Source organism: Trinickia fusca (genome assembly GCF_003628145.1).
Taxonomy (GTDB): domain Bacteria; phylum Pseudomonadota; class Gammaproteobacteria; order Burkholderiales; family Burkholderiaceae; genus Trinickia; species Trinickia fusca.
Genome location: NZ_RBZV01000011.1, coordinates 1 through 22,041 on the forward strand (window position 1 = coordinate 1; position 22,041 = coordinate 22,041).

The 22,041-nt window shown below is 66.2% G+C and carries 26 protein-coding genes, 1 other RNA gene and 1 riboswitch; of the genes, 13 read left to right on the top strand and 14 right to left on the bottom strand.

Annotation, left to right across the window (positions count from 1 at the left end; translation table 11 throughout):
• Positions 1 to 109, top strand: a 109-nt coding sequence (locus D7S89_RS28335) for an elongation factor 1-alpha C-terminal domain-related protein (protein ID WP_425470872.1), incomplete at its 5' end; no start/stop codon positions are given.
• A gap of 58 nt (positions 110 to 167) precedes the next feature.
• Positions 168 to 953, top strand: coding sequence for a uroporphyrinogen-III C-methyltransferase (cobA, locus tag D7S89_RS20915; protein ID WP_121280732.1), 786 nt, complete (start codon positions 168 to 170; stop codon positions 951 to 953).
• Between the two features lie 109 nt (positions 954 to 1,062).
• Here cobA and D7S89_RS20920 read toward each other — a convergent pair whose 3' ends face one another.
• The 3 genes from D7S89_RS20920 to lptF are packed head-to-tail and all read right to left on the bottom strand — an operon-like array spanning position 1,063 to position 3,709.
• The gene (locus D7S89_RS20920; protein ID WP_121280734.1) at positions 1,063 to 1,449 is read right to left on the bottom strand and encodes a sirohydrochlorin chelatase; all 387 of its coding nucleotides are present in this window, start codon (positions 1,447 to 1,449) and stop codon (positions 1,063 to 1,065) included.
• An 11-nt stretch (positions 1,450 to 1,460) separates the two neighbouring features.
• Complete coding sequence (gene lptG / locus D7S89_RS20925; protein ID WP_121280914.1) at positions 1,461 to 2,609, bottom strand: LPS export ABC transporter permease LptG; 1,149 nt, start codon at positions 2,607 to 2,609, stop codon at positions 1,461 to 1,463.
• 5 nt (positions 2,610 to 2,614) lie between these two features.
• Entirely contained in the window at positions 2,615 to 3,709 is a 1,095-nt protein-coding gene (gene lptF / locus D7S89_RS20930) for an LPS export ABC transporter permease LptF (protein ID WP_121280736.1), read from the bottom strand.
• A gap of 135 nt (positions 3,710 to 3,844) precedes the next feature.
• Between lptF and D7S89_RS20935 the strand changes: the two genes are divergently transcribed.
• The 3 genes from D7S89_RS20935 (at position 3,845) to D7S89_RS20945 (ending at position 6,567) form a co-directional block, all read left to right on the top strand.
• Positions 3,845 to 5,356 (top strand): leucyl aminopeptidase, encoded by a 1,512-nt coding sequence (locus D7S89_RS20935; RefSeq protein ID WP_121280738.1) that lies wholly within the window; start codon positions 3,845 to 3,847, stop codon positions 5,354 to 5,356.
• A 49-nt stretch (positions 5,357 to 5,405) separates the two neighbouring features.
• The gene (locus D7S89_RS20940; protein ID WP_121280740.1) at positions 5,406 to 5,822 is read left to right on the top strand and encodes a DNA polymerase III subunit chi; all 417 of its coding nucleotides are present in this window, start codon (positions 5,406 to 5,408) and stop codon (positions 5,820 to 5,822) included.
• Between the two features lie 109 nt (positions 5,823 to 5,931).
• On the top strand, positions 5,932 to 6,567 hold the full coding sequence (locus tag D7S89_RS20945; RefSeq protein ID WP_121280742.1) for a DUF2486 family protein: 636 nt from the start codon (positions 5,932 to 5,934) through the stop codon (positions 6,565 to 6,567).
• 30 nt (positions 6,568 to 6,597) lie between these two features.
• On the opposite strand, the gene ilvD is transcribed toward D7S89_RS20945, so the two are convergent.
• Positions 6,598 to 8,271, bottom strand: a complete 1,674-nt coding sequence (gene ilvD / locus D7S89_RS20950; protein ID WP_121280744.1) for a dihydroxy-acid dehydratase — start codon at positions 8,269 to 8,271, stop codon at positions 6,598 to 6,600.
• A gap of 143 nt (positions 8,272 to 8,414) precedes the next feature.
• Here ilvD and D7S89_RS20955 point away from each other — a divergent pair, with 143 nt between their 5' ends.
• Positions 8,415 to 9,371: a LysR family transcriptional regulator gene (locus tag D7S89_RS20955; RefSeq protein WP_121280746.1), complete on the top strand. Its 957-nt coding sequence runs from the start codon at positions 8,415 to 8,417 to the stop codon at positions 9,369 to 9,371.
• A gap of 43 nt (positions 9,372 to 9,414) precedes the next feature.
• Positions 9,415 to 10,296: a prolipoprotein diacylglyceryl transferase gene (gene lgt / locus D7S89_RS20960; RefSeq protein WP_121280748.1), complete on the top strand. Its 882-nt coding sequence runs from the start codon at positions 9,415 to 9,417 to the stop codon at positions 10,294 to 10,296.
• Between the two features lie 105 nt (positions 10,297 to 10,401).
• Here the strand turns inward: lgt and D7S89_RS20965 are convergent, their stop codons facing one another.
• The 5 genes from D7S89_RS20965 to D7S89_RS20985 all read right to left on the bottom strand — a co-directional run bounded on the left by D7S89_RS20965 (position 10,402) and on the right by D7S89_RS20985 (position 12,672).
• Entirely contained in the window at positions 10,402 to 11,136 is a 735-nt protein-coding gene (locus tag D7S89_RS20965) for an SIMPL domain-containing protein (protein ID WP_121280749.1), read from the bottom strand.
• Positions 11,137 to 11,178: 42 nt separating this feature from the next.
• On the bottom strand, positions 11,179 to 11,637 hold the full coding sequence (locus D7S89_RS20970) for an EVE domain-containing protein (RefSeq protein ID WP_121280751.1): 459 nt from the start codon (positions 11,635 to 11,637) through the stop codon (positions 11,179 to 11,181).
• A 154-nt stretch (positions 11,638 to 11,791) separates the two neighbouring features.
• A non-coding RNA gene (ssrS, locus tag D7S89_RS28340) (6S RNA) lies at positions 11,792 to 11,973 on the bottom strand.
• Positions 11,974 to 12,007: 34 nt separating this feature from the next.
• Positions 12,008 to 12,322, bottom strand: a complete 315-nt coding sequence (locus D7S89_RS20980; protein WP_121280755.1) for a cell division protein ZapA — start codon at positions 12,320 to 12,322, stop codon at positions 12,008 to 12,010.
• On the bottom strand, positions 12,319 to 12,672 hold the full coding sequence (locus D7S89_RS20985) for an ATPase (protein ID WP_121280757.1): 354 nt from the start codon (positions 12,670 to 12,672) through the stop codon (positions 12,319 to 12,321). The genes D7S89_RS20980 and D7S89_RS20985 overlap by 4 nt, the downstream gene beginning before the upstream one ends.
• A 158-nt stretch (positions 12,673 to 12,830) precedes the next feature.
• A riboswitch (cobalamin riboswitch) is annotated at positions 12,831 to 13,073 on the top strand.
• Positions 13,074 to 13,280: 207 nt separating this feature from the next.
• On the opposite strand from D7S89_RS20985, the gene D7S89_RS20990 reads away from it, so the two are divergent.
• The 5 genes from D7S89_RS20990 (at position 13,281) to cobC (ending at position 17,707) form a co-directional block, all read left to right on the top strand.
• Positions 13,281 to 14,315, top strand: coding sequence for a FecCD family ABC transporter permease (locus tag D7S89_RS20990; RefSeq protein ID WP_245983113.1), 1,035 nt, complete (start codon positions 13,281 to 13,283; stop codon positions 14,313 to 14,315).
• Positions 14,312 to 15,139 (top strand): ABC transporter ATP-binding protein, encoded by an 828-nt coding sequence (locus D7S89_RS20995; protein WP_121280761.1) that lies wholly within the window; start codon positions 14,312 to 14,314, stop codon positions 15,137 to 15,139. Before D7S89_RS20990 ends, D7S89_RS20995 begins: the two co-directional genes overlap by 4 nt.
• 125 nt (positions 15,140 to 15,264) lie before the next feature.
• Positions 15,265 to 16,320, top strand: a complete 1,056-nt coding sequence (cobT, locus tag D7S89_RS21000; protein WP_121280763.1) for a nicotinate-nucleotide--dimethylbenzimidazole phosphoribosyltransferase — start codon at positions 15,265 to 15,267, stop codon at positions 16,318 to 16,320.
• Positions 16,317 to 17,120 carry an adenosylcobinamide-GDP ribazoletransferase gene (locus D7S89_RS21005; protein ID WP_121280765.1) on the top strand — a complete coding sequence of 268 codons (804 nt, stop codon included), beginning with the start codon at positions 16,317 to 16,319 and terminating at the stop codon, positions 17,118 to 17,120. The genes cobT and D7S89_RS21005 overlap by 4 nt, the downstream gene beginning before the upstream one ends.
• Positions 17,105 to 17,707: an alpha-ribazole phosphatase gene (gene cobC, locus D7S89_RS21010; RefSeq protein ID WP_121280767.1), complete on the top strand. Its 603-nt coding sequence runs from the start codon at positions 17,105 to 17,107 to the stop codon at positions 17,705 to 17,707. Before D7S89_RS21005 ends, cobC begins: the two co-directional genes overlap by 16 nt.
• 50 nt (positions 17,708 to 17,757) lie before the next feature.
• On the opposite strand, the gene D7S89_RS21015 is transcribed toward cobC, so the two are convergent.
• The 3 genes from D7S89_RS21015 to D7S89_RS21025 all read right to left on the bottom strand — a co-directional run bounded on the left by D7S89_RS21015 (position 17,758) and on the right by D7S89_RS21025 (position 19,803).
• Complete coding sequence (locus tag D7S89_RS21015) at positions 17,758 to 18,675, bottom strand: cobalamin-binding protein (RefSeq protein ID WP_121280769.1); 918 nt, start codon at positions 18,673 to 18,675, stop codon at positions 17,758 to 17,760.
• A gap of 101 nt (positions 18,676 to 18,776) precedes the next feature.
• Positions 18,777 to 19,340: a bifunctional adenosylcobinamide kinase/adenosylcobinamide-phosphate guanylyltransferase gene (cobU, locus tag D7S89_RS21020; RefSeq protein ID WP_121280771.1), complete on the bottom strand. Its 564-nt coding sequence runs from the start codon at positions 19,338 to 19,340 to the stop codon at positions 18,777 to 18,779.
• A gap of 43 nt (positions 19,341 to 19,383) precedes the next feature.
• The gene (locus tag D7S89_RS21025; RefSeq protein WP_121280773.1) at positions 19,384 to 19,803 is read right to left on the bottom strand and encodes a PaaI family thioesterase; all 420 of its coding nucleotides are present in this window, start codon (positions 19,801 to 19,803) and stop codon (positions 19,384 to 19,386) included.
• A gap of 235 nt (positions 19,804 to 20,038) precedes the next feature.
• On the opposite strand from D7S89_RS21025, the gene D7S89_RS21030 reads away from it, so the two are divergent.
• Positions 20,039 to 20,662 (top strand): ParA family protein, encoded by a 624-nt coding sequence (locus tag D7S89_RS21030; protein ID WP_121280915.1) that lies wholly within the window; start codon positions 20,039 to 20,041, stop codon positions 20,660 to 20,662.
• Between the two features lie 49 nt (positions 20,663 to 20,711).
• On the opposite strand, the gene panD is transcribed toward D7S89_RS21030, so the two are convergent.
• Both panD and panC read right to left on the bottom strand, forming a co-directional pair.
• Positions 20,712 to 21,098, bottom strand: a complete 387-nt coding sequence (panD, locus tag D7S89_RS21035) for an aspartate 1-decarboxylase (protein ID WP_121280775.1) — start codon at positions 21,096 to 21,098, stop codon at positions 20,712 to 20,714.
• 35 nt (positions 21,099 to 21,133) lie between these two features.
• Positions 21,134 to 21,967 carry a pantoate--beta-alanine ligase gene (gene panC / locus D7S89_RS21040; RefSeq protein WP_121280777.1) on the bottom strand — a complete coding sequence of 278 codons (834 nt, stop codon included), beginning with the start codon at positions 21,965 to 21,967 and terminating at the stop codon, positions 21,134 to 21,136.
• Positions 21,968 to 22,041: the final 74 nt, after the last annotated feature.

The following is a 22,041-nucleotide window of genomic DNA, read 5'->3' on the forward strand; positions in this document are numbered from 1 at the left end:
CGTGTGCGACACGTACGAGGCGCATCCGGGCACGGGCGCGTTCGTGCTGATCGACGAGGCCACGCATCATACGGTCGCGGCCGGCATGATTCGTGCATATTCCGCCTGACGCGAATCGAGGCGGCGCGCGCGAGCGGCCGCCCACACACGAGACGGGACGGACGCAAATGGGCAAGGTGTATTTGATCGGGGCAGGGCCTGGGGCAGCGGATCTCATTACGGTGCGTGGCGCCCGCTTGTTGGGCATGGCCGACGTGGTGCTGCACGATGCCCTCGTCGAACCCGAGATGCTTGCTTACGCGCCGCACGCCCGCAAGATCGCCGTCGGCAAGCGCTGCGGACAGCGCTCGACGGCGCAGCAGTTCATCAACAAGCAGATCGTCGACGCGGCGCTCGCGCACGCGGTCGTCGTGCGGCTCAAGGGCGGCGATCCGATGCTGTTCGGCCGCGCCGACGAAGAGATGCGCGCGCTCGAGCAAGCGGGCATCGACTACGAAGTCGTGCCCGGCATCACGGCGGCATTGGCCGCGGCGGCAAGCGTCAAACGTTCGCTGACGCTGCGCGGCGTGGCCCGCAGCGTGGCGCTGGCCACGCGCAGCCGCGCGCCTGATTCCGAGGCGATTCGCGAGCAAGTGAACGCCGACTCGCTGGTCTTCTACATGGGCCGTGACAGTGCGCCCGAGATCGCGCAGCAGCTGATCGATGCGGGCCGTGCAGCGGCCACGCCGGTGGCGATCGTCGAAGCGTGCAGCACGCCGCGCGAGCGCACGCTGACGCTGACGCTCGAAGCGCTCGCGATGGGCGAGGCGCAGCAGTGGCTCGATCCGGCTCAGCCCAGCCTGCTCATGATCGGCGATGCGTTTGCCGAACGCGCGAGCGCAGCGTTGCCTGGCGATGCCGAGGCAGGGGCCGATGAAGCCGCACGGCGTGCGGCACTGCTGCACGCGGCTTGACTGGGCCGCGTGCCCGTCATCGTTCTCTCGTTGTATTTGCCTTGTTTGGCCTTGTGACTCAGTGACTCGCCCTGAATCGGCGAGCGTCGCGAGAAGCTGACCTCAACCTTCAATCACGCTCGAGCTGTCGCAAGCAGTACTGCGCGAGCGCGTCGAGCACGGCATCGTCCTCGCCGACCGGCACCGATGCGCGGATCGGTACGCCAGGATGCGCGGCGCGGCACGCGTCGAGCATCTGCGGCAGATCGCTCCGCACATGACCTCCCTGACCGAAGAACACAGGCACCACGGTGATCGTGGTGCAGCCCGCCGTGACCTGCTCGGCGACGGCTGTCGCCAAGTCGGGCGTCATGAGCTCGAGAAACGCGAGTGCGACGGGCGCGTCGCGCCCACGCAGCGTCCGCAGCTTGTCGGCAAGCCGCTCGAACGGCTCAGCCCAGCGCGCATCGCGCGCGCCGTGCGCGAACAGGATGAGACCGTGCCGTGCGGGGCTCATTCGCGACTCCCTCAGTGTCGATCGACCCACTTCAAGCCGAACAGGCCCAGTGCCAGATAGAGCAGGCCCGGCAGCGCGGCCGTCATCGGCGCGGGCCAGGTGTTCAGCATGCCGATGTGCGAGAACAGCGTATTGAAGAGCTGGAAGCTCATGCCGAGCATGATGCCGCCGAACACCTTCACGCCGACGACGCCCGCACGCGTGTGCAAATAGGCGAACGGCAGCGACAGCACCAGCATCACGAGGACGGCGAACGGGTAGAGCAGCTTCTTCCACAGCGCGATGTCGTAACGTTGGGTGTCCTGATGGTTTTCGGTCAAGTGCTGGATGTAGCGAAACAGGCTGAACATCGACATGCGATCGGGGGCGACGAGCAGCACCGAGAGGATCTGCGGCGTGAGCTCCGAGCGCAGCGAATATTGGGCCAGCATGGTCTGCGTCGACCGGTAGACCGGGTTCAGCGCATCAGCGGGCTTCGCCGAGGGCGGCGCGAGGCTCGTGAGCGCCGTATCGGTCACGCCGGTCAGCAGCCAGTGCCCGCTTCCCTCATAGCGCCCGCTTTCTGCGATGCGCACGTTGCGCAGACCGAACTTCGAATCGAATTCGTAGATGCGCACATTGCTGATCGTCGCATCGGGCATCAGCTTGCCGACGTTGACGAACCGCGTGACGCTCTGGCCGTTGTTGTCGGCCTGCAGCGTGTCCTTGACCCACACGCCCGAGGCGAAATTGGTCGACACCGACGAGCCGAGTGCTTCGAGCCGCACACGTTCGGACAACTGATCGGAGTAGGGACCCACGACCTCGCCGATGAAGTACGTGACGATGACGAGTGGAATGCCGATCTTCAGCAGCGAGCGCAGCGCCTGCCCGGTCGACAGCCCCGAGACGCGAAAGATCGTGTATTCCGAGTTGGCCGCCATTTGTGCAAACACGTAGATCGCGCTGATCAGCGCGGCGACCGGGATGATTTCATAGAAGCGCGACGGCGTTTGCAGCGCGACGCGCAGCACCGCGTAGCCGAACTTGTAGTTGCCGTGCCCGACCGTGTTGAGCTCGTTGATGAGGTCGAAGAAAAAGAACAGGCCCGAGAACGCGAACAGGACGAAGACGAACGCGAAGTAGACCTGACGGGCGAAGTACTTCTCATAGATACGCATGGCCGTCACGCTCCCGAACGCGCGAACATGGCACGCGAAATCAAGGGCCGGTTGCGCACGCGCAGCCAGAACGTGATGGCGACCACGACGGCCACGATCGCGTGCAGCCCCAGCAGGCCCACGCCGAACGGCATCTTGTTCTGCTCGAGCCACGACTGCACGACGTTGAGCAGGTTCGAGTAGGTCAGGAAGATCAGCACGGCCATCACGAGATTGATCGTGCGACTCCGGCGCGGGTTCTGATAGGCGAGCGGAATGCCGAGCAGCATGAGGTTTATGGCCATCAGCGGCATGCCCGTGCGCCACGCGAATTCGGCGAGGTTGTCGTGCGTCGGGTGGCGCAGCAGCGCGAGCGTCGACAGGCCCGTCGTGGTGGGTCGGTTCACGACGGGTTGCTGCGTGATCTTCACGCCGTAGCGGCCGAATTCCATGATGCGGAAATCGGGCTTGCCGGGTTCGCCGTCGTAACGCCGGCCGTTCTCGAGCACGACGAAGCGCGAACCGTCCTTCATCGTCTCGGTGTGGCCATTTTGCGACACGACGACGTTGACCTTGCCGTTCTCGGTGCCCGTCACGAACACGTTCTCGACGTGGCTTTGATCGGGCGTCATCTTTTCGACGAAGAACACGCGCTGGCTCGCGGCCGATTCGCGGAACTGGCCCGGCGCGAGCAGCGAGACTTCGTCGCGCTGCTGGAAGCGCGCGCGGATCAGCTTGCTTTGCGCGTTCGACCAGGGCCAGCCGACGTACGCGAAGAACGCGATCAGCAAGATGATCGGCGCCGCGAACTGGGCGATCGGCTTGATGAGACGCGTGAGGCTCACGCCCGACGCGAGCCACACGACCATCTCCGAGTCGCGGTACCAGCGCGTGAGCACGAACAGGATCGAGACGAAGAGCGTGACGACGAGCATCACGGCCAGATAGCCGATGACGGTGAGGCCGATCAGTACGACGACGTCTTTGGGGTCGACTTCGCCAGAGGCGGCGTAGCCGACGATGCGGATCATCATCGTCGTGAGGAAGATGGTGAGCAGCACCATGAACACAGCGCCAGCCGTATAGGCGAGCTCGCGCCGCAGGGAGCGTTCGAAAATCATGGTCAACCAGAGAGGGCGAAGGCGCTTGGCGCTGTCGACGCGCGTCGCAATCCGACGCCGCGAGAAAAATAGCGGATAATTGCGCCTTCTTTCACACAACTGTAAGTAAGCCGATTTTATCCGAGGACGAGCGCGATGGACTTTAGCATAAAAGCCTGTGACTGGACGAAGGGCACGACCAACGGTTTTCTGACGGGGAAATCCGATTGCATCGTGATCGGTGTATTTGAATCGCAAACGCTGTCGGGCGCGGCGCTCGAGATCGACGCGGCGACCAAGGGGCTCATCACCCGCATCGTCAAGGCCGGCGACATGGACGGCAAGAGCGGCTCGACGCTGTTCCTGCACGAAGTGGCGGGCATCGGCGCTTCGCGCGTGCTGCTCGTCGGTCTCGGCAAGGAAGACGCCTTCGGTCAAAAGGCTTACAACGATTGCGCCCGAGCAGCCTGGCGCGCGATCCTCGGCACGAAGATCGTTCAGGTCACGTTCACGCTGGCGCAGCTGCCCATCAAGGAGCGTTCGTCCGACTGGGCCGTGCGCGCCGCGATCCTCGCACTGCGTGGCGAGACCTATCAATTCACGCAACTGAAGAGCAAGCCCGAGACGCCCAAGCGCGCGCTCAAGCGCATCGTCTTCAGCGTCAACACGCCTGACGAGAAAGCGGCCAAGGCTGCGGTCAAGCACGCCGTTGCGCTCGCGAACGGCATGGAGCTCACGCGTGACCTCGGCAACCTGCCGGGCAACGTCTGCACGCCGACCTACCTCGCCGACACCGCGAAGAAGCTGGGCAAGGACTGGAAGCTGAAGGTCGAAGTGCTGGGCCAGAAGCAGCTCGAAGCGTTGAAGATGGGCTCGCTGCTGTCGGTCTCGCGCGGCTCGGCCGAGCAGCCCCAGTTCATCGTGATGCATTACCAGGGCGCGGCGGCCAAGGCTGCGCCGATCGTGCTCGTGGGCAAGGGCGTCACGTTCGACAGCGGCGGCATTTCGATCAAGCCCGGCGAGGGCATGGACGAGATGAAGTACGACATGTGCGGTGCCGCGTCGGTGTTCGGCACGATGCGCACGGTGGCCGAGCTCGGGCTCAAGCTCAACGTCATCGGTGTGATTCCGGCCGTCGAGAACATGCCGAGCAGCACGGCGACCAAGCCTGGCGACATCGTCACGAGCATGTCGGGTCAGACGATCGAAATCCTCAACACCGACGCCGAAGGCCGCTTGATCCTGTGTGACGCGCTGACGTACGCCGAGCGCTTCAAGCCGGCTGCAGTCGTCGACATCGCCACCCTGACGGGTGCTTGCGTGATCGCGCTCGGCCACCACAACAGCGGCCTGTTCTCGAAGGACGACGCTCTGGCGGGCGAACTGCTCGACGCGTCGCGCGAAGCGTCGGACCCGGCATGGCGCATGCCGCTCGACGACGAGTATCAGGAACAGCTGAAGTCGAACTTCGCCGACATGGCCAACATCGGCGGCCGGCCCGGCGGCAGCGTGACGGCGGCCTGCTTCCTGTCGCGCTTTACGGAAAGCTACTCGTGGGCGCACCTGGACATCGCCGGCACGGCGTGGAAGGGCGGGGCGGCCAAGGGGGCGACGGGGCGGCCGGTGCCGCTGCTCACGCAGTTCCTGATCGACCGCGCAGGCCAGTAATGGTACGGCGTAGCACCGATCGCACGTTCGTCGTGCGGGAGAAGTAAGCATGACACGCATCGACTTTCATACGAATGTCGGCGATTCGCTGCTCTACGCATGCCGGCTGGCCCGCAAGGCTTATCTTGCGGGCCAGCCGCTCGTGGTGCTTGCCGAACCCGCGCGCCTGCGCGCGTTCGACGAGCGCCTGTGGACGTTCTCGCCGCTCGATTTCGTGCCGCATTGCATGGCGGACAATCCGCTCGCCGAGCGTACGCCGGTCGTGCTCGCGGCCGATCTCGAGCGCGCGCCGCATCACCAGATTCTCTTGAACCTCGGCGCCACGGTGCCGGCGCAATTCGCGCGCTTCGAGCGCCTGCTCGAGGTCGTCGGCAATGCCGATGCGGAGCTGGTGGCCGGCCGCGAGCGGTATCGCTTCTACCGTGACCGCGGGTATGCTCTGAATAACTACAAGCAAGGCGCCTGATCCGGCGCGAGAGTCGTTTGTCCGACGGTTGAGCGGTGAGCCGCGCGCATGGCGCGGCAGGCACAGTCGATGAGGGCGCGACGGATTTACTGTAACAGGGAGATGAGTCGTGACCGATCCCAAAGACCTCAACGACCCTTCGTCGATTCCGGTACTGACCGACATCATCAAGCCGGGCCGTGCGCCCGGTGTACGCAGCGTCGAGACGGCGCACGCGCTGGCGCCCGAGCCGGCCGAACCGGCGCGCGAACCCGCGTCGACACCCGAACCCGAAGCAGCACCCGAACCCGCACCCGCACTCGACGTGCCGCGGGCCGCCCAGCCGCCCGCGGTGTCGCAGGAGCCTGAAGGAGCGGATGCACCCGAGCCGTCGCCGATCGAAGCGGCCGCGCCGGTTGCCGAGCCTGCGCCGCACATCGATCCCGCGCCGCAGGAACAACCCGTGCAGGCATCCGCGGCGCCGAGCCCTACTGCAACGACTGCAACGCCGCCCGCGTCGCGCGAGCTTGGTGTGCGTGAGGCCGAGCTGATCGCCGAGCGTTTGCGCGCACGGTTTGCCGGGTATCTGCGGGAAGAGGGGCGCGGCTTGATCGAAGCGCGCTGCCGCGAGGCGCTGCAAGAGCACACGAGTTGGCTCGTGCGCCAGGTTACGCGTGAAGTCGCGCTGGCGCTCGAAGCCGAGATGACGGGGTGGATTCGCGATGCCGTGCGCGACGAACTCGCCGCGCACGCATCACAACGCTGAACCACGCTACCGACCAGCAACCAGCGATCGTCAACCGGTTACGGCGCCCTTGTTCGCGGGCCGTGCCAGCGCCGCGTATTTCGCGAGGATGCCGCGCGTGTAGCGCGGGGCCGGTTGCTTCCATTGTGCGCGACGGCGCTCGAGCTCGGCCTCGTCGACATTGAGCTGCAACAGCAGCTTGTGCGCGTCGATCGTGATCGAGTCGCCTTCCTGCACCAACGCGATCGTGCCGCCCACGAACGCTTCGGGGGCCACGTGACCGACCACCATGCCCCAGGTGCCGCCCGAGAAGCGGCCATCGGTGATGAGGCCGACCGACTCGCCGAGCCCCTTGCCGATCAGCGCCGAAGTGGGCGCGAGCATTTCCGGCATGCCGGGGCCGCCTTGCGGGCCCAGATAGCGCAGCACGAGCACGTCGCCGGCCTTGATCTGGTCGGCCAGGATCGCGGTGAGCGCACTTTGCTCGTCGTCGAACACGCGTGCCGGACCCGTGATCGCGGGGTTCTTCAGGCCCGTGATCTTGGCGACGGCGCCGTCCAGGGCGAGGTTACCCTTCAGGATCGCGAGGTGCCCTTCCTTGTACAGGGCCTTTTCGATCGGGAAGATCACGTTCTGATCGGCGCGCGGCACGCTCGGCACGTCCTTGAGCGTTTCGGCGACCGTCTTGCCCGTGATCGTCATGCAGTCGCCATGCAGCAGGCCCGCGTCGAGCAGGATCTTCATGACTTGCGGGATGCCGCCTGCGCGATGCAGATCGGTTGCGACGTACTCGCCGGACGGCTTCAGATTGCAGATGACGGGCACGCGCTGGCGGATACGTTCGAAGTCGTCGATGCTCCATTCGACCTCGGCGGCATGCGCGATGGCGAGGAAGTGCAGCACGGCGTTGGTCGAGCCGCCCGTCGCCATGATCACGGCCACGGCGTTTTCGATCGACTTGCGCGTGATGATGTCGCGCGGCTTCAGGTCTTTCTTGACGGCTTCGACGAGCACGCGGGCCGATTCGGCAGCCGAAACGGCCTTTTCCTCGTCGGGGTTGGCCATCGTCGACGAGTACGGCAGCGACATCCCGAGTGCTTCGAACGACGAGCTCATCGTATTGGCCGTGTACATGCCGCCGCACGAGCCCGTGCTCGGGCAGGCGTTTTGCTCGATGCCGTCGAAGTCTTCCTGCGACATGCGGCCGGCCGTGAATTCGCCGACGGCCTCGAACGACGAGACGATCGTGAGGTCCTTGCCCTTCCAGTGGCCGGGGCGGATCGTGCCGCCGTACACGTAGATGCCGGGCACGTTCAGGCGCGCGAGCGCGATCATGCCGCCGGGCATGTTCTTGTCGCAGCCGCCGATCACGACGACGCCATCCATCCATTGGCCCTGCACGCAGGTCTCGATGCAGTCGGAGATCACTTCGCGCGAAACCAGCGAGTACTTCATGCCTTCGGTGCCCATCGACATGCCGTCGGAGATCGTCGGCGTGCCGAACGTCTGCGGATTGGCGCCGGCGTCCTTGACGGCGGCCACGGCCGCATCGGCAAGGTGCTGCAGGCCCGCGTTGCAGGGCGTGATCGTCGAATGGCCGTTCGCAATGCCGATCATCGGCTTGTCGAAGTCTTCCTTCTTGTAGCCGAGTGCGTAGTACATCGAACGGTTCGGGGCGCGCGCAACGCCTTCGGTGATGTTTCTGGAGCGGCGGTTGTAGGGCATGGGGGACTCCGGTTCGGTCATCTAATACAGGTATCGGGCCAGAATGCCGTTTCTCTTTACACGTGTCCAATATATTATTCAGCACCAATTAGGTCGAAGAATGTATCAGAGGGCAAAAGAGGACAAGGGGTAAAGCCGAAACCATGACTCCCGATCTGCGTCAGTTGCGCTACTTCGTCACCGTGGCCGAAGAGCGCCATTTCGGTCGTGCCGCGCAGCGCCTGTCGATGACGCAGCCGCCGTTGTCGCAGGCGATCCGCTTGCTGGAGGAGACGCTGGGTGTCGCGCTGTTTGCGCGCACCAAGCGGACGGTCGAGCTGACGGCCGTCGGTGCCGATCTGCTGCCCGAGGTGCGCAAGCTGCTCGCGCAAGCCGAGGCGCTGCGTCCGCTCGCGCAGAGCCTGGCGCGCGGCGAGGCCGGCGCGCTCTCGCTGTCGTTCGTGTCGACGGCCGACTACGGGCTGCTGCCGCAACTGCTGCATGCGTTCGCCGAGCGCTACCCGCGCGTGCGCCTGCAACTGGCCGAAGCGACGAGCGACGTGCAGATCGAGGAACTGGTCGCGGGCCGCATCGATTGCGGGCTCGTGATTCCGCCGCTGCCGCCGCGCCACGCAGCCACGCTCACGTATCTACCCGTCATGCGCGAACCGCTCGTGGCTGCGTTGCCCGCAAGCATCGTGCGGCATCGGGCCGGCAGCGCGCCGCGCGACTGGCTGGAGGCCCCCGTCTCGTTGACCGAGCTCGCGCAGTTGCCGCTGATCATCTTCCCGCGCCGTTTGGCGCCGGGCTTTTATGACATCATTACGGGCTGCTACGGCGCCGCGGGTCTCACGCCGCGCATCGGCCAGGAGGCGATCCAGATGCAGACGATCGTCAGTCTCGTGTCGGCCGGCATGGGCGTCGCGCTGGTGCCGCAATCGTTGCGGAACTTGCGGCGCACCGGCGTCGTCTATCGGCCGCTCGAGCACAGTACGCCCGTCGTCGAGACGGGGCTCGTCTGGCGCACGGCCGATGTGAGCCCGGTGCTCGCCGGTTTTATCGACATCGTGCGCGCGCATGTGGCGCTGCTCGATGCCGCCAAAGTCGTCGGCCGGCGCTAACCCATTCACGGTTCAATCAGAAAGAAAGGTCCTTGCCCTCACGATGCTGACTCATCCCAATTTCGATCCCGTTGCGATTCATCTGGGCCCGCTCGCGGTACGCTGGTACGGCCTCATGTACCTCGTCGCGTTCGTGCTGGCGATCGTCGTCGCGCGGGTGCGGCTGCGTTTGCCGCACGTGGCCGCGCAAGGCTGGACCGCGAAGGACATCGACGACATCCTGTTCTACGGCGTGCTCGGCACGATTCTCGGCGGCCGCCTCGGCTATGTGCTGTTTTACAAGGCGAGCTTCTACTTCGCGCATCCGCTCGACGTGTTCAAGGTCTGGCAGGGCGGCATGTCGTTTCACGGCGGCTTTCTCGGCGTGACGTTCGCGATGGTGCTGTTCGCCTGGCAGCGCAAGCGCTCGTGGCTGGAAGTGACCGACTTCGTTGCGCCGATGGTCCCGACGGGCCTCGCCGCCGGCCGGCTTGGCAACTTCATCAACGGCGAGCTCTGGGGGCGTGTGACCGATCCGCATGCGCCGTGGGCCATGATGTTTCCGAGCGCATCGGAAGAGGACGCTGCATGGCTTACCGCGCATCCGCAACTGGCGGCGAAGTGGCATCTGACCGACGTGTTCGCGCAGTACCACATGCTGCCGCGCCATCCGTCCGAGCTCTATGAGATCGCGCTCGAGGGCGTGGTGCTGTTCTTCGTGCTGTGGTTCTTCACGCGCAAGCCGCGTCCGCTCGGGGCGGCGTCAAGCGTGTTCCTGATCGGCTATGGGCTGGCGCGCTTCACGGTCGAGTTCGCGCGCGAGCCCGACGACTTCCTGGGCCTGCTGGCGCTGGGCTTCTCGATGGGCCAGTGGCTGTCGATGCCGATGATCGTTGCGGGCATCGCCATGCTCGTGTGGTCGTACCGGCGCAACGCCAAGCGCTGAACACGAACGGTGCGCACCCGATACTCGGTTGCGCGCACAACTATATGGCAGAGCGCAGCGGCGGCACTTGCATGAGCGAGTTGCCGCCGCTGCGCTTTTTGCTTCTTATCGCGTCATTTGCACCGAACCCGACACGTTGACGGTCACCGTCGACGTGCCGCCTTCCATCGGTACCGGGGCGGGCGCCGCATTGCCCGGCGCCGCCATGGCGCGCATCGCGAACATCGGACGCGGCGGCTGCGTGCCGTTGCGGCCTACTTCGACTTCGCGAATCGTGTAGCCGCCGTAGCCGAACGCCCGTGCCGACGATTCCGCTTGCGAGCGGAACGAGGCGATCGCTTCGCCCGTCAACTTATTGGCGGCCTCGCGCTGCGCTTCGGGCGACAACGAGAACGAAACGTTGCCCACCTGCATCGCGCTGCTCAGCTCGCCCGCGAGCCGCGACGCTGCGGCGAAATCGTGCGAATGGAGGATGACCTCGGTCCGGCCGCGCCAAGCCGAGATGCGGCCGTCGCGATCGGTCATCGGATAGATCGAGAACTCGCCCGTATGGGCGCTCACGTTCGTTGCGCCCTTCGCTTGCTTGAGCGCGGTGTTGGCGTGCTGGTTCAGCGCGTCGGTCAGCGAGGCCGGGTCACGCGCCTGCTGTTCGTAGAACAGCGTGATGTCGACGACGTCCTGCGGCACGTCGGTGCTTGCTTGCGCTGACAGCGACAGCACGCCTGAAGGCGGGCTTTGCGTGACCACCGTATCGGCATGCGCCGTCGATGCGCCGAACGCGAGCAGCAGCGCGGCAACGAGTGTCGGAACTGCCGACGCGGCAGCGGTTGTTCTTTTCATGTGGAGGCTCCAGAAGGGGCGTGGAAAGGCGAGGCCTTGGTGTTACATGAGTTGTTCCGTGATGAAACGCCATTCGTCCTCGGTCACGGGCGTGATCGACAGGCGATTGCCCTTGGCCAGCACGCGCATGCCCGCGAGTTCGGGATGCGCACGCAACGCGCCAAGCGGCACCAGGGGTGTTTTCTTGACGAAGCGCACGTCGACGAGCAGCCAGCGCGGCGTCTCTTGCGTCGATTTCGGGTCGAAGTAGGGGCTCTTGGGATCGAATTGCGTCGGGTCGGGATAGGCGGTCGAGCAAACTTGCGCCAGCCCTGCAATGCCGGGCTCGGCGCAGCTCGAGTGATAGAACAGCACCCCATCGCCGAGCCGCATCGCGTCGCGCATGAAGTTGCGGGCCTGATAGTTGCGTACGCCGGTCCACGGCAGCGTGCGCTCGGGTGCGTGGGCGAGATCGTCGATGCTTGCTTCGTCCGGTTCGGACTTCATGAGCCAGTAGCGCATGGGGCAATGGAATCAGTGCGATGCGTTGATCAAGGAGGGCACGAGCGGCGGTGGCGCGCTGTGCGGCACGTCGAGCACAGTGTAGCGGTAGCCGTACGCGAGGAAACGACGCTGCAAATGAAAAACGGCATCGGTATAACCGATGCCGTTGAATAAAGTCCCCGCCTTGGCCGCTAGGCCGGCATCCTGAACCGAGGGTTCAGAATTGGTCGCAGTTAGTCGCACTTCGGGTACATCAGACAGAGTGACGCGCACGCCCGTGCTACAAATTTCCGCAACCGTGCACATGGCATTGGTTCAAGGAATCTATGACCTTGGCGAACCAGGCAGGGAAGCCGTAAAACCTGTGATTGAAAACGACGGCTGCTCGTTACTGCGCTTCGTGCTGTGCAAGCACTGCATCGAGCTGTTCGTTCATTTGGTGCATTGTACGCCGGATTTCTTCCGCGGGGAACGCCTCGCCGTGACGCACGCTGTATTGCAGCTTGAGCAGTTCCGATGCGAGCGAGAGCGCAGCCATCACCGCGATGCGGTCGGTGCCGCGCACGTTGCTGTGCGTGCGGATCTTCGTCATCTCCGCGTCGACGCGCGCGACGGCCTCGAGCAGCGCCGCTTCGGTTTCCGGCGAACAGGCGAGGCGATAGCTCTGGCCCAGAATCGAAACTTCGATCTGCTTGGTCGTCATGCATTTTCTCCGTGCTGAGTGGCCGGGCCGCTCGCTGCTTCGCCCGTGGACGGCGCGAGCAGATCGAGCTGGCTGTCGCCGTCGTACGGCCCTTTGGTGCTCGGTAGTTTTTCGAGGATGGCGTTCAGGCGCACCTGTGCGTCGTCGATCTTCGCGAGCAGGGTGTCGCGCTCGCCTTGCAACGCGTTGCGCTCGTCGCGCAGCAGCGCGAGCTCGGCGCGCGTGGCCTCATTTTCCTGGCGCAATTGCGCGAGCTGTTCCTCGAGCGCATGACGCGCCTGCTGATGGCGTTCGTTGATCGCGATCAGGCGGCCGATATTCTGTGACAGTGTTTCGAGTTCGTTGAGCATCTGCTGCGTCCTCTAAAGACCCCGCATTTTAGCGCGGAATGTGAAAGCGTCAGGCCATTCAGTCGTATCGAGACGTAACGGATGGTCGCTTTTTTTGCGGTAATGCCTTCGATTTCGACAGATTCTGGCGATTCTTGACGCTCACGCACGCGCACTTCTACACTTGCGGCACTTTGGTGCCGTGCGTGTCCCCGTTTCGACGCGCGCGGTTAAACGGGAAACAGGGAGCGAAATCCGCCAGGATGAGCCAACCTGTGCTGCCCCCGCAACGGTAAGCGATGCGCCGTCCGCGTGAAGCGGCGGCGAGTTTCGGTCCAGGGCCACTGCGCACGACATGCTGCGTGGGAAGGCGGAGTCGATATGTCGTCAGCCCGGATACCGGCCAGAGCGGGAGCGCAGCGCGTCTTGGCAGACGCCGCGCTCATGGCTTGGCGTGCTTCGCGGGGATGCGAAGGGTGCGCCGATCTCACCCGAAGACAATCGATGTCCTCCACGTTTTCTTTGCGCGCGGTGCCGTTCGGCTCGCTTATCCGTACGACACCCTGCGGCGTAGCGCGTTCGTCACGATCGGCTGGCCGCGGCAGAAATCACCCAGCGGACCTGCCTCGATGAATCCGCTCGCCTCGTCATTGCGAGCGGGGATGAGCGCGCGCAGGGCGGCGCTCATCTGGCTGCTGCTGGCCGCTGGGGCGCTCGCCGTGTTCGTCGCCGCGCTTGCGCTCGGCAGCGTCACCGTTTCGCCCGGGCGCGTGCTCGGTGCGCTCGTGCATGTCGGTGCGGGCCAGGACGACGTGGGCGGCGCAATCGTGCGCTCACTGCGTCTGCCGCGCGCGCTGGCCGGCTTCGCGTGCGGCGCGCTGCTCGCACTGGCGGGCGCATTGCTGCAGGTGTTGCTGCGTAATCCACTCGCCGAGCCTTATGTGCTCGGCGTCTCGGGCGGTGCAGCCGCGTTCGCCGTGCTCGCGCTCGTCGCCGGATGCGCATGGTGGCTCGTCGATGTCGCGTCATTCGCTGGCGCGTTGGTGTCGATCGCGCTCGTCCTGTGCCTGGCGCGCCGCGAGCTGTGGCGCGGGCAAGCGCAGGAGGCGTCGCCTCGTCTGTTGCTGACGGGCGTCGTCGTCGCGACCGGATGGGGCGCGGTCATCACGCTGCTGCTCGCGACCTCGCCCGACGAGCGCCTGCGCGGCATCCTCTTCTGGCTGACCGGCGATCTGAACGGCGCGACACGTCCGTGGCTCGCACTCGCGACGCTCGTCGTGGCGCTGGCGGTGACGGTGCCCATTGCGCCTCAGTTGAATGCGCTCGTGCGCGGCGAGGGGCTGGCCCAAGCACTCGGCGTGCCCGCGGCACAGTTGCGCCTACGTTTATTCGTGGTGGCATCGCTGGCCGCCGCGGCATCGGTTACGACGGCGGGCACGATCGGGTTCGTCGGTCTCGTCGTGCCGCACGCGCTGCGCCTCGCGTTCGGCAATGATCAGCGCATGCTCGTGCCGGCCGCCGCGCTCGCGGGCGGGGCCGCGGTGATGGGCGCCGATCTGATCGCGCGCACGGTGCTCGCGCCGGCTCAACTGCCGGTAGGCGTCGTCACGGCGCTCATCGGCGTACCGGCGTTCTTGTGGATGCTGCTCGGATCACGCCGATGAGTTCGCTCGCACCGCTTCCTACAGGTTCTCTGTCTGCCCAGCACCTGACGCTGCGCGCCGGCGCACGCACGCTGCTCGACGATTTCACGCATACGTTCTTTGCCGGCGAGATCTGGTGCGTCGCAGGCCCGAACGGGGCAGGCAAGACGACGCTGATCTCGGCGCTCGCAGGGCTCGCCGAGCCGGCCGCAGGGCAGGTGGAGCTCGACGGCGTGGCGCTCCACGCATGGCGCGGTGCCGAGCTCGCGCGGCGCCGCGCCTTGATGCCGCAGGACACCCATGACGCGTTCGCGGCCAGCGTGTTCGACGTCGTGCTGCTGAACCGCTTGCCGCATCTGGCCGGCTGGGGCTGGGAACAGCCGGCCGATCGGGCTTGCGCGCATGCGGCGCTCGAGCGGCTGGCGCTCGAGCCGCTGGCCGGGCGTAACGTGTTGTCGCTGTCGGGCGGCGAACGCCGGCGTGTGGCGCTGGCCGCTGTCCTCTGCCAGGATGCGCCGCTCTTGCTGCTCGACGAGCCGCTCGCGCACCTGGACTGGCATCACCAGATCGAATGCTTGACCGTGCTCGCGCAGTGGGTGGCACAGGTACCGCGCACGATCGTGTTCTCGTGTCATGACCTCACGCTGGCGCGTCGTTTCGCCACGCACGCGCTGCTGATGGACGGCAAGGGTGGGGCCTACGCAGGGCCCGTACGCGACGTGCTGAGCCCGACGCTTGCCAGCCGCGCATTCGGGTATCCCCTCGTGCTGATCGAGCAGGACGGCCACGAGGCGCTGGTGCCGGCCCTGCCGCATGCCGGCGCAAGCGCCGGGCCAGGCCGCTAGCGGCGGCGATCCCGGTTTTACCGAATTGAACTGCAGGCGCATGTCCGGGTATGGTGACGCCTTCGCGCGGCGCGGATGGCAACGCCCGCGGGCCGTGTGCTATTTAGCTTGAAATAAGAAACAAAATGAACGCTCCATTACCGTTGCCTGTCGTCGAACCGCTCGATCGATCGTTGCGCAACACGCTGAACCGACTCATCGACGCCAAGACGAAGCCGCCCGGCAGCCTCGGCACGCTGGAGGTCGTCGCGCGCCAGATGGGCATGATCCAGCAGACGACGCAGCCGTCGATCCGCCGCCCATTGATGATCGTATTCGCCGGCGATCACGGCATCGTGCACGAGGGTGTGAGCCCTTATCCGCAGGCCGTCACGTCGCAAATGGTCTCCAACTTCCTGGCGGGCGGCGCGGCGATCAACGTGATCAGCCGCGTGGCCGGTCTCGAACTCGAAGTCGTCAATGCCGGCGTGGCGACACCGCTTGCGCCGCTGCCGGGCCTGGTCGACATTCCGATTGGCAGCGGCACGCGCAACTTCGCGCACGAACGCGCGATGACGATGAACGAAGCCCGCGCGGCGCTGCTGGCCGGCGCCGCGCGCGTGCGTCATCACGCGGGGCTCGGCACGAACGTGATCGGTTTCGGCGAGATGGGCATTGGCAACTCGTCGTCGGCCGCCTGTTTGATGAGCCGGCTCTGCGACGTGCCGATCGACGAATGCGTGGGCCGCGGCACCGGCCTCGACAATGCAGGGCTCGCACGCAAGCGCAACGTGCTCGCGTCGGCGCTCGCGCACCATCGGCAGGCGACGCACCCGCTCGACGTTCTTGCCACGTTCGGCGGCTTCGAAATCGCGATGATGGCGGGGGCGTATCTGGCCGCGGCCGAGGCGAAGATGACGATTCTCGTCGACGGTTTCATTGCGACGGCCGCGCTCGTCGTCGCCGATGCGCTCGAGCCCGCCGTGCGCGAGTACTGCGTGTTCGCGCACCTGTCGAACGAAGCCGGTCATCGCCGCATGCTCGACTACTTCGGCGCCAAGCCGCTGTTGTCGCTCGACATGCGCCTTGGCGAAGGCACGGGCGCCGCGCTCGCGCTGCCGGTGCTGCGCGCCGCCATCGCGTGCCTGAACGAGATGGCCAGCTTCGAATCCGCCGGCGTGACGAGCCGCCCCGCACGATGAGCGCTGAGCGCGGGCAGCCGCCCGTCGCTTTCGCGCGCGCGGCAGGCTTGCGCGCCGAGCTGCGCTACTTCTGCGCCGCGCTCGGCTACTTCACGCGCATTCCGGTACCGCGCGGCATCGGCTTCGCACCGGGCGACCTGGCTGGCGCGGCGCGCTATCTGCCGCTCGTGGGCGTGATCGTCGGCGGCATCGGTGGGCTCGTCTATCTGGCGGCACTGCGCGTGTTTCCGGTTTCGATCGCCGTGCTGTTGTCGATGGCCGCGACACTGGCGGTCACCGGCGCGTTTCACGAAGATGGCCTCGCCGATTGCTGCGACGGCTTCGGTGGCGGCGCTACGCGCGACGACGTGCTGCGCATCATGCGCGACCCGCGGCTCGGCGCATTCGGTGCGGTCGGCCTCGTGCTCGCGCTCGCGTTGAAATGGCAGGCGCTCGCAGCCTTGCCTCCATTGCGCGCGGCCTGGGTCATGTTGGCCGCACACGCTGCCAGTCGCACGCTGGCGGCCAGCTTCCTCGCGACGCTCGACTATGCGCGCACCGAAGGCAAGGCGCAGCCCGTGGCGCAGCGCATGTCGGCCGGTGCGCTCGCATGGGCCGCGGTGCTCGGCTTGCCCTGGCTGTTCTGGCCGGATTGGCGTGCCGGCGCTTGTGCGCTGGCGCTCGCCGTCGTCTGCCGCGTCTTGCTGGCGCGCTATTTCGTCCGGCGTCTCGGCGGCTATACCGGCGATTGTCTTGGCTTTGCACAGCAGATATTCGAGCTGGCGATCTACCTGACCGTTCTCGGATGGACCTCGTACTGATCCGCCACCCGGCGCCGGCCGTCGACGCAGGCGTGTGCTACGGCAGCAGCGACGTGCCGCTCCTTGATGCCGCTGGCGCATCAGCGCAGGCCTTGGCCGAGCGGCTTGCCGAACTCGATGCGCCCCCGCCGCAAGCGCTGTGGACGAGTCCCCTGCAGCGTTGCGCGCAGGTGGCAGCGCCGCTTGCGCAGCATTGGCGATGCGCGTATCACGTCGATGCGCGTTTGCAGGAAATCGACTTCGGCAGCTGGGAGCGCAAGCGTTGGGATGCCATCGACCGTGCGGCGCTCGATGCGTGGGCCGCCGACTTGCAACATGCGCGCGCGCATGGCGGCGAGAGCGTTGCACAGTTCACGACACGCGTGGGGCAGTGGTTCGACGGTTTGACGGCAGTGGGTTCGAGCGACGAGCACGTGTCGCATTGCCACGTCGTGACACATGCTGGCGTCATGCGCGCGCTGGCCTCGCTTGCACTGGGTGTACCGCTCCAGACGGCGCTCGGCTGGCCGCTCGGGATGGCGGCGATTGCCTGGCTGCGGCGCGAGGGAACCTCCGGCGCCTGGCGTCTCGTACATTGGAACGCTTGACGAGGCTCACCCGACGGCTTCGCCTCATCGAACTCGGCAGCGCTCGACGCTCAATGTGACGCGGCTTGCGGTTGCCGCGAGCGTGCCAGTTCGAGGTCTTCGCACAACTGCGCCGCGCCTTGCGCCAGACGCGGGCCGGGCCGGTTGATCAAATCTCCATCGATGGCGAACAGATTGCCGCGGGCTACGGCGGTCAGAGTCGGCCACGCACGCCAGGCGTCGAGCGAAGGCAGCGGCGCGTCGGGCTTGGTTGCGCCTGCCTTGGCCGTCACGATCGCCTCGGGATTCGCGGCCAGCACGGCCTCGGTCGAGACGGTCGGCACGAGCGGCGCGAGTTCGCCGAACACATTGCGCCCGCCGCATAGGGCAATGACGTCGCTGACGATATGCGTGCCGTTCAACGTCATCAGCGGACGATCCCACACCTGATAGAACACGGTCACGCTCGGCCGTTGCGCGTAGCGCGCGCGCAGATGCGCGATATCGGCGCGATAGGCGCGCGCGGCGGCGTCTGCGGTCGGCGAGGTATCGAGCAGCTTGCCCAGCCGCTCGACGTTCGTCGCGACGTCTTCGAGCCGGTGGGGCTCGCTATGAAAAATCGGGATGCCGAGCGCCTTGAGTCGCTCGAATGCGCGCGAGTCGTTGCCGTGGCGCCAGACGACGATCAGATCGGGCTTGAGCGCGACGATGCGCTCGAGATCGATGGCCGTGTTGCTGCCGACGCGCGGCAAGGACTTGGCGGCTGAGGGATAGTCGCTGTAAGAGACGGCGCCGACGAGCCGCGTTCCACCGCCGGCCGCGTAGACGAGCTCGGTCACATGGGGTGCAAGGCTCACGACGCGCGTGGCGGGTGCGGCGAGCGTGACCGTCGCGCCGGCATCGTCGACGACGGAGATCGCGGCTCGCGCAGGCGGCGACGAAGCGAGCGCATACGAGACGGCAAGCGCGCACGCGCTAGCAAGGCGCATGACGGCCGATCGCACGTGATGGACCCTTGCGCGGCCACCACGCCAGCTAGAGCGGCGAGCGTGTCCGGGGCGGCCGCCACGGACAGCGGGGTCGTCGGACATCATGTGTGACCTTGCCGGGCGGCTTTGACGGCAACGGGCAAGCCGGCCACCATCAGCGTGACTTCGCGCGCCACGGCCGCGACACGCTGATTGAGGCGGCCCAGCTCGTCGACGTAATGACGTGTCACGGCGCCGAGCGGCACGACGCCGAGGCCGATTTCATTGCTGACGACGATGATTTTGCCCGGCGCGCGCACGAGTGCCGCCTCGAACGCGTCGAGCCGGGCCGCGAATGCCTCGAGCGGCAGCGCATGCGCTTCGCCCTCGCGTGGACACAGCAGATTGGCGAGCCATAGCGTCAGGCAGTCGATCAGCACGCAGTGCGCTTCGCCTTGCGCGTCGCCGAGCGCACCGGCCAGGTCGGCCTGCGCTTCGATCAGGCGCCAGTGTGCGGGCCGCCGGGCACGATGATGCGCGATGCGAGCAGCGAACTCGTCATCGGCGCCGCACGCCGTGGCGATGTAGGTGACGGGCAGGCCGCTGTCGGCTGCGAGCCGCTCGGCATAGCCGCTCTTGCCCGAGCGCGCACCGCCGAGCACGAAGGTCAGGTCAGGCATGGTCATTGCCGGATTGTACTGGTGCCGGCTGGCTTCGCCAGCGCGCGCGTCAGGCCAGCAACATCTGCGTGCAGCGGAACAGTGCGAGCGTGCGGCCGTTCGGGTCGAACACCGTGGCGTCCCACACGTGCGTGCTGCGGCCTAGATGCACGGCCGTGGCGACGGCGCGGATCGTGCCGTCGCGACAAGTGCCGAGGAAGTTGCTCTTGAGCTCGATCGTCGTGAAATTCTTCGCCTGCTCGGGCAGGTGGGCGATGCACGCATAGCCACAGCAGGTGTCAGCCAGGCCGATCACCGTGGCGGCGTGTAAGAAGCCGTTCGGCGCGAGCAACTCGGGCCGCACGACGAGCTTGCCCGTCAGCGTGCCCTGGGCGAGCGCGACGATACGCACGCCGAGCAGGTCGGGCAGCGTGCCGCGCTGAAGGTCTTGAAGGGTTTCGGGCGTGAACTCCGGACGCAACGTCGACATGACAGAGGGCTCCTCGTCGGATACGGACATCGGGACATCGAGACCTTGGCCGGACGCCCGAGCGCCTGTCATCAGCGGGAACAGGCCCTAGCTCCGACACTGGGCAGGCGCCGCGGCCGTGGGGTTTCGGGCGCGACGCATTTGCCGATATTATCGGTATCCGCAACGCGATGCATTTTTGACGACGAGACGCAACCGGCCGTGCTTGCTGCGGCCTTTCACGCGGGAGTGGTTCATGACGGTGATCGTAGTGGCGAACCCCAAAGGCGGCGTGGGCAAGAGCACGCTGTCGACGAATCTGGCAGGGTCTTTTGCGGCAAACGGCGAATGGGTGGCGCTGGCCGATCTGGATCGGCAGCAATCGTCACACACGTGGCTCGCCTTGCGGCCCGAAAGCTTGCCCGCCATCGAAGCATGGCAGGTCGATCCCGAGGTTCCCGCCAAGCCGCCGAGAGGCCTCGAGCGCGCCGTCGTCGACACGCCGGCGGGTCTGCACGGCACGCGCCTGGCGGCAGCGCTTGACGTGGCGGACAAGGTGATCGTGCCGCTTCAGCCGTCGATGTTCGACATCCTCGCCACCCAGCATTTCCTCGAACGGCTCGCCAAGGAGAAGGCCGTGCGCAAAGGGAGGATCGAGGTCGGGGTGGTCGGCATGCGCGTCGATGCGCGCACGCGCTCGGCCGAGCAGTTGCACCGCTTCGTCGAGAGCCTCGAACTGACGGTGCTCGGCTTTTTGCGCGACACGCAGAACTACGTGCAGCTCGCGGCGCACGGGCTCACGTTGTGGGATGTGGCGAAAAGCCGTGTCGAGCGGGATCTCGAGCAGTGGGAGCCCATCACGGCCTGGGCGGCGAAATGACGCAGGCCGGGCACGTGTGTGCCCGGCGCAACGGAGCAGGGCGGGCGCGTCAGGTCCAGTTCTGCACGGGCACGTGGCCGCGGCTGCCCTTGATCTTGTTGTGTTCGTCGACGAACACGAGGTCCGGCGTCCAGCCCGCCTTCAGCTCGGCTTCGTCGACCGTCGCGAACGCGGCGATGATCACGAGGTCACCCAGCTGGGCACGCCGTGCGGCCGAGCCGTTCAGCGAGATCATGCCGCTGCCGCGCTCGCCGCGGATCGCATAGGTCGAGAAACGCTCGCCGTTGCTGACGTTCCAGATGTCGATGCGCTCGTTTTCGACGATGTTCGACGCTTCGAGGAGGTCCTCGTCGATGGCGCACGAGCCTTCGTAATGAAGCTCGCAGTGCGTGACGGTGGCGCGGTGAATCTTCGATTTCAGCATGTGGCGCTGCATGGCCGTTTCCTTCAGACGATTGCCGCGGCGCGGCGTCAGATTTCCAGATTATCGATGAGACGCGTGTTGCCGAGCTTGGCGGCGGCCAGCACGACGAGCGGCGCATCGACTTCTTGTACGGCGGGCGCAAGCAGGTTGGCGCGCTTGCGCACCGCGATGTAATCGGGCTGCCAGCCGCGTGCGGCGAGGCTCGCCATCGCTTCGCGCTCGAGCGCGGCGAAGTCGCGGTTGCCGGTCAGCACGGATTCGCGCACGCGTGCGAGCGTCGCGGCCAGCATCGGCGCTTCGGCACGCTCGGCCGCGCTCAGATAGCGGTTACGCGAGCTCAGCGCGAGGCCGTCGGTGTCGCGCACGGTCTCGGCCGCGATGATGTCGGTCGGCAGTGCGAACTGATTGCACATTTGCCGCACGATCATGAGCTGCTGATAATCCTTCTTGCCGAACACGGCCACGCGCGGCTGCACGCACGACATCAGCTTCATGACGACCGTGCAGACGCCCGCGAAGAAGCCCGGGCGGAACTCGCCTTCGAGGATATCGCCGAGATCGTGCGGCGGATGCACGCGGTATTCCTGCGGCTCGGGATACATGTCGCGCTCGGTCGGCGCGAACAGGACGTAGACGTTTTCCTTTTGCAGCTTCTCGATGTCGGCTTGGAGCGTGCGCGGATATTTGTCGAAGTCTTCGTTCGGGCCGAACTGCAGACGGTTCACGAAGATGCTCGCGACGACCGGGTCGCCGTGCTGACGCGCGAGGCGCATCAGCGACAAATGGCCCTCATGCAGATTGCCCATCGTCGGCACGAACGCCGTACGGTTTTGGCCGCGCAACTGATCGCGCAATTCCTGAATCGAACTGATGACTTTCATGATGGGCCGGGTGCAAAGGCGTTTACGCCGAGGGGGTCGTCGAGCGCGGGATTGTAGAGGATTTGACTGCCAGT

What these genes read in the sequence shown, in the direction of transcription:
- cobA (WP_121280732.1), top strand. Translation starts at nt 168, where the DNA reads ATGGGCAAGGTGTATTTGATCGGGGCAGGGCCTGGGGCAGCGGATCTC.
- D7S89_RS20920 (WP_121280734.1), bottom strand. Translation starts at nt 1,449, where the DNA reads ATGAGCCCCGCACGGCACGGTCTCATCCTGTTCGCGCACGGCGCGCGC.
- lptG (WP_121280914.1), bottom strand. Translation starts at nt 2,609, where the DNA reads ATGCGTATCTATGAGAAGTACTTCGCCCGTCAGGTCTACTTCGCGTTC.
- lptF (WP_121280736.1), bottom strand. Translation starts at nt 3,709, where the DNA reads ATGATTTTCGAACGCTCCCTGCGGCGCGAGCTCGCCTATACGGCTGGC.
- D7S89_RS20935 (WP_121280738.1), top strand. Translation starts at nt 3,845, where the DNA reads ATGGACTTTAGCATAAAAGCCTGTGACTGGACGAAGGGCACGACCAAC.
- D7S89_RS20940 (WP_121280740.1), top strand. Translation starts at nt 5,406, where the DNA reads ATGACACGCATCGACTTTCATACGAATGTCGGCGATTCGCTGCTCTAC.
- ilvD (WP_121280744.1), bottom strand. Translation starts at nt 8,271, where the DNA reads ATGCCCTACAACCGCCGCTCCAGAAACATCACCGAAGGCGTTGCGCGC.
- D7S89_RS20955 (WP_121280746.1), top strand. Translation starts at nt 8,415, where the DNA reads ATGACTCCCGATCTGCGTCAGTTGCGCTACTTCGTCACCGTGGCCGAA.
- lgt (WP_121280748.1), top strand. Translation starts at nt 9,415, where the DNA reads ATGCTGACTCATCCCAATTTCGATCCCGTTGCGATTCATCTGGGCCCG.
- D7S89_RS20965 (WP_121280749.1), bottom strand. Translation starts at nt 11,136, where the DNA reads ATGAAAAGAACAACCGCTGCCGCGTCGGCAGTTCCGACACTCGTTGCC.
- D7S89_RS20970 (WP_121280751.1), bottom strand. Translation starts at nt 11,637, where the DNA reads ATGCGCTACTGGCTCATGAAGTCCGAACCGGACGAAGCAAGCATCGAC.
- D7S89_RS20980 (WP_121280755.1), bottom strand. Translation starts at nt 12,322, where the DNA reads ATGACGACCAAGCAGATCGAAGTTTCGATTCTGGGCCAGAGCTATCGC.
- D7S89_RS20985 (WP_121280757.1), bottom strand. Translation starts at nt 12,672, where the DNA reads ATGCTCAACGAACTCGAAACACTGTCACAGAATATCGGCCGCCTGATC.
- D7S89_RS20990 (WP_245983113.1), top strand. Translation starts at nt 13,281, where the DNA reads ATGAATCCGCTCGCCTCGTCATTGCGAGCGGGGATGAGCGCGCGCAGG.
- D7S89_RS20995 (WP_121280761.1), top strand. Translation starts at nt 14,312, where the DNA reads ATGAGTTCGCTCGCACCGCTTCCTACAGGTTCTCTGTCTGCCCAGCAC.
- cobT (WP_121280763.1), top strand. Translation starts at nt 15,265, where the DNA reads ATGAACGCTCCATTACCGTTGCCTGTCGTCGAACCGCTCGATCGATCG.
- D7S89_RS21005 (WP_121280765.1), top strand. Translation starts at nt 16,317, where the DNA reads ATGAGCGCTGAGCGCGGGCAGCCGCCCGTCGCTTTCGCGCGCGCGGCA.
- cobC (WP_121280767.1), top strand. Translation starts at nt 17,105, where the DNA reads ATGGACCTCGTACTGATCCGCCACCCGGCGCCGGCCGTCGACGCAGGC.
- D7S89_RS21015 (WP_121280769.1), bottom strand. Translation starts at nt 18,675, where the DNA reads ATGCGCCTTGCTAGCGCGTGCGCGCTTGCCGTCTCGTATGCGCTCGCT.
- cobU (WP_121280771.1), bottom strand. Translation starts at nt 19,340, where the DNA reads ATGACCATGCCTGACCTGACCTTCGTGCTCGGCGGTGCGCGCTCGGGC.
- D7S89_RS21025 (WP_121280773.1), bottom strand. Translation starts at nt 19,803, where the DNA reads ATGTCGACGTTGCGTCCGGAGTTCACGCCCGAAACCCTTCAAGACCTT.
- D7S89_RS21030 (WP_121280915.1), top strand. Translation starts at nt 20,039, where the DNA reads ATGACGGTGATCGTAGTGGCGAACCCCAAAGGCGGCGTGGGCAAGAGC.
- panD (WP_121280775.1), bottom strand. Translation starts at nt 21,098, where the DNA reads ATGCAGCGCCACATGCTGAAATCGAAGATTCACCGCGCCACCGTCACG.
- panC (WP_121280777.1), bottom strand. Translation starts at nt 21,967, where the DNA reads ATGAAAGTCATCAGTTCGATTCAGGAATTGCGCGATCAGTTGCGCGGC.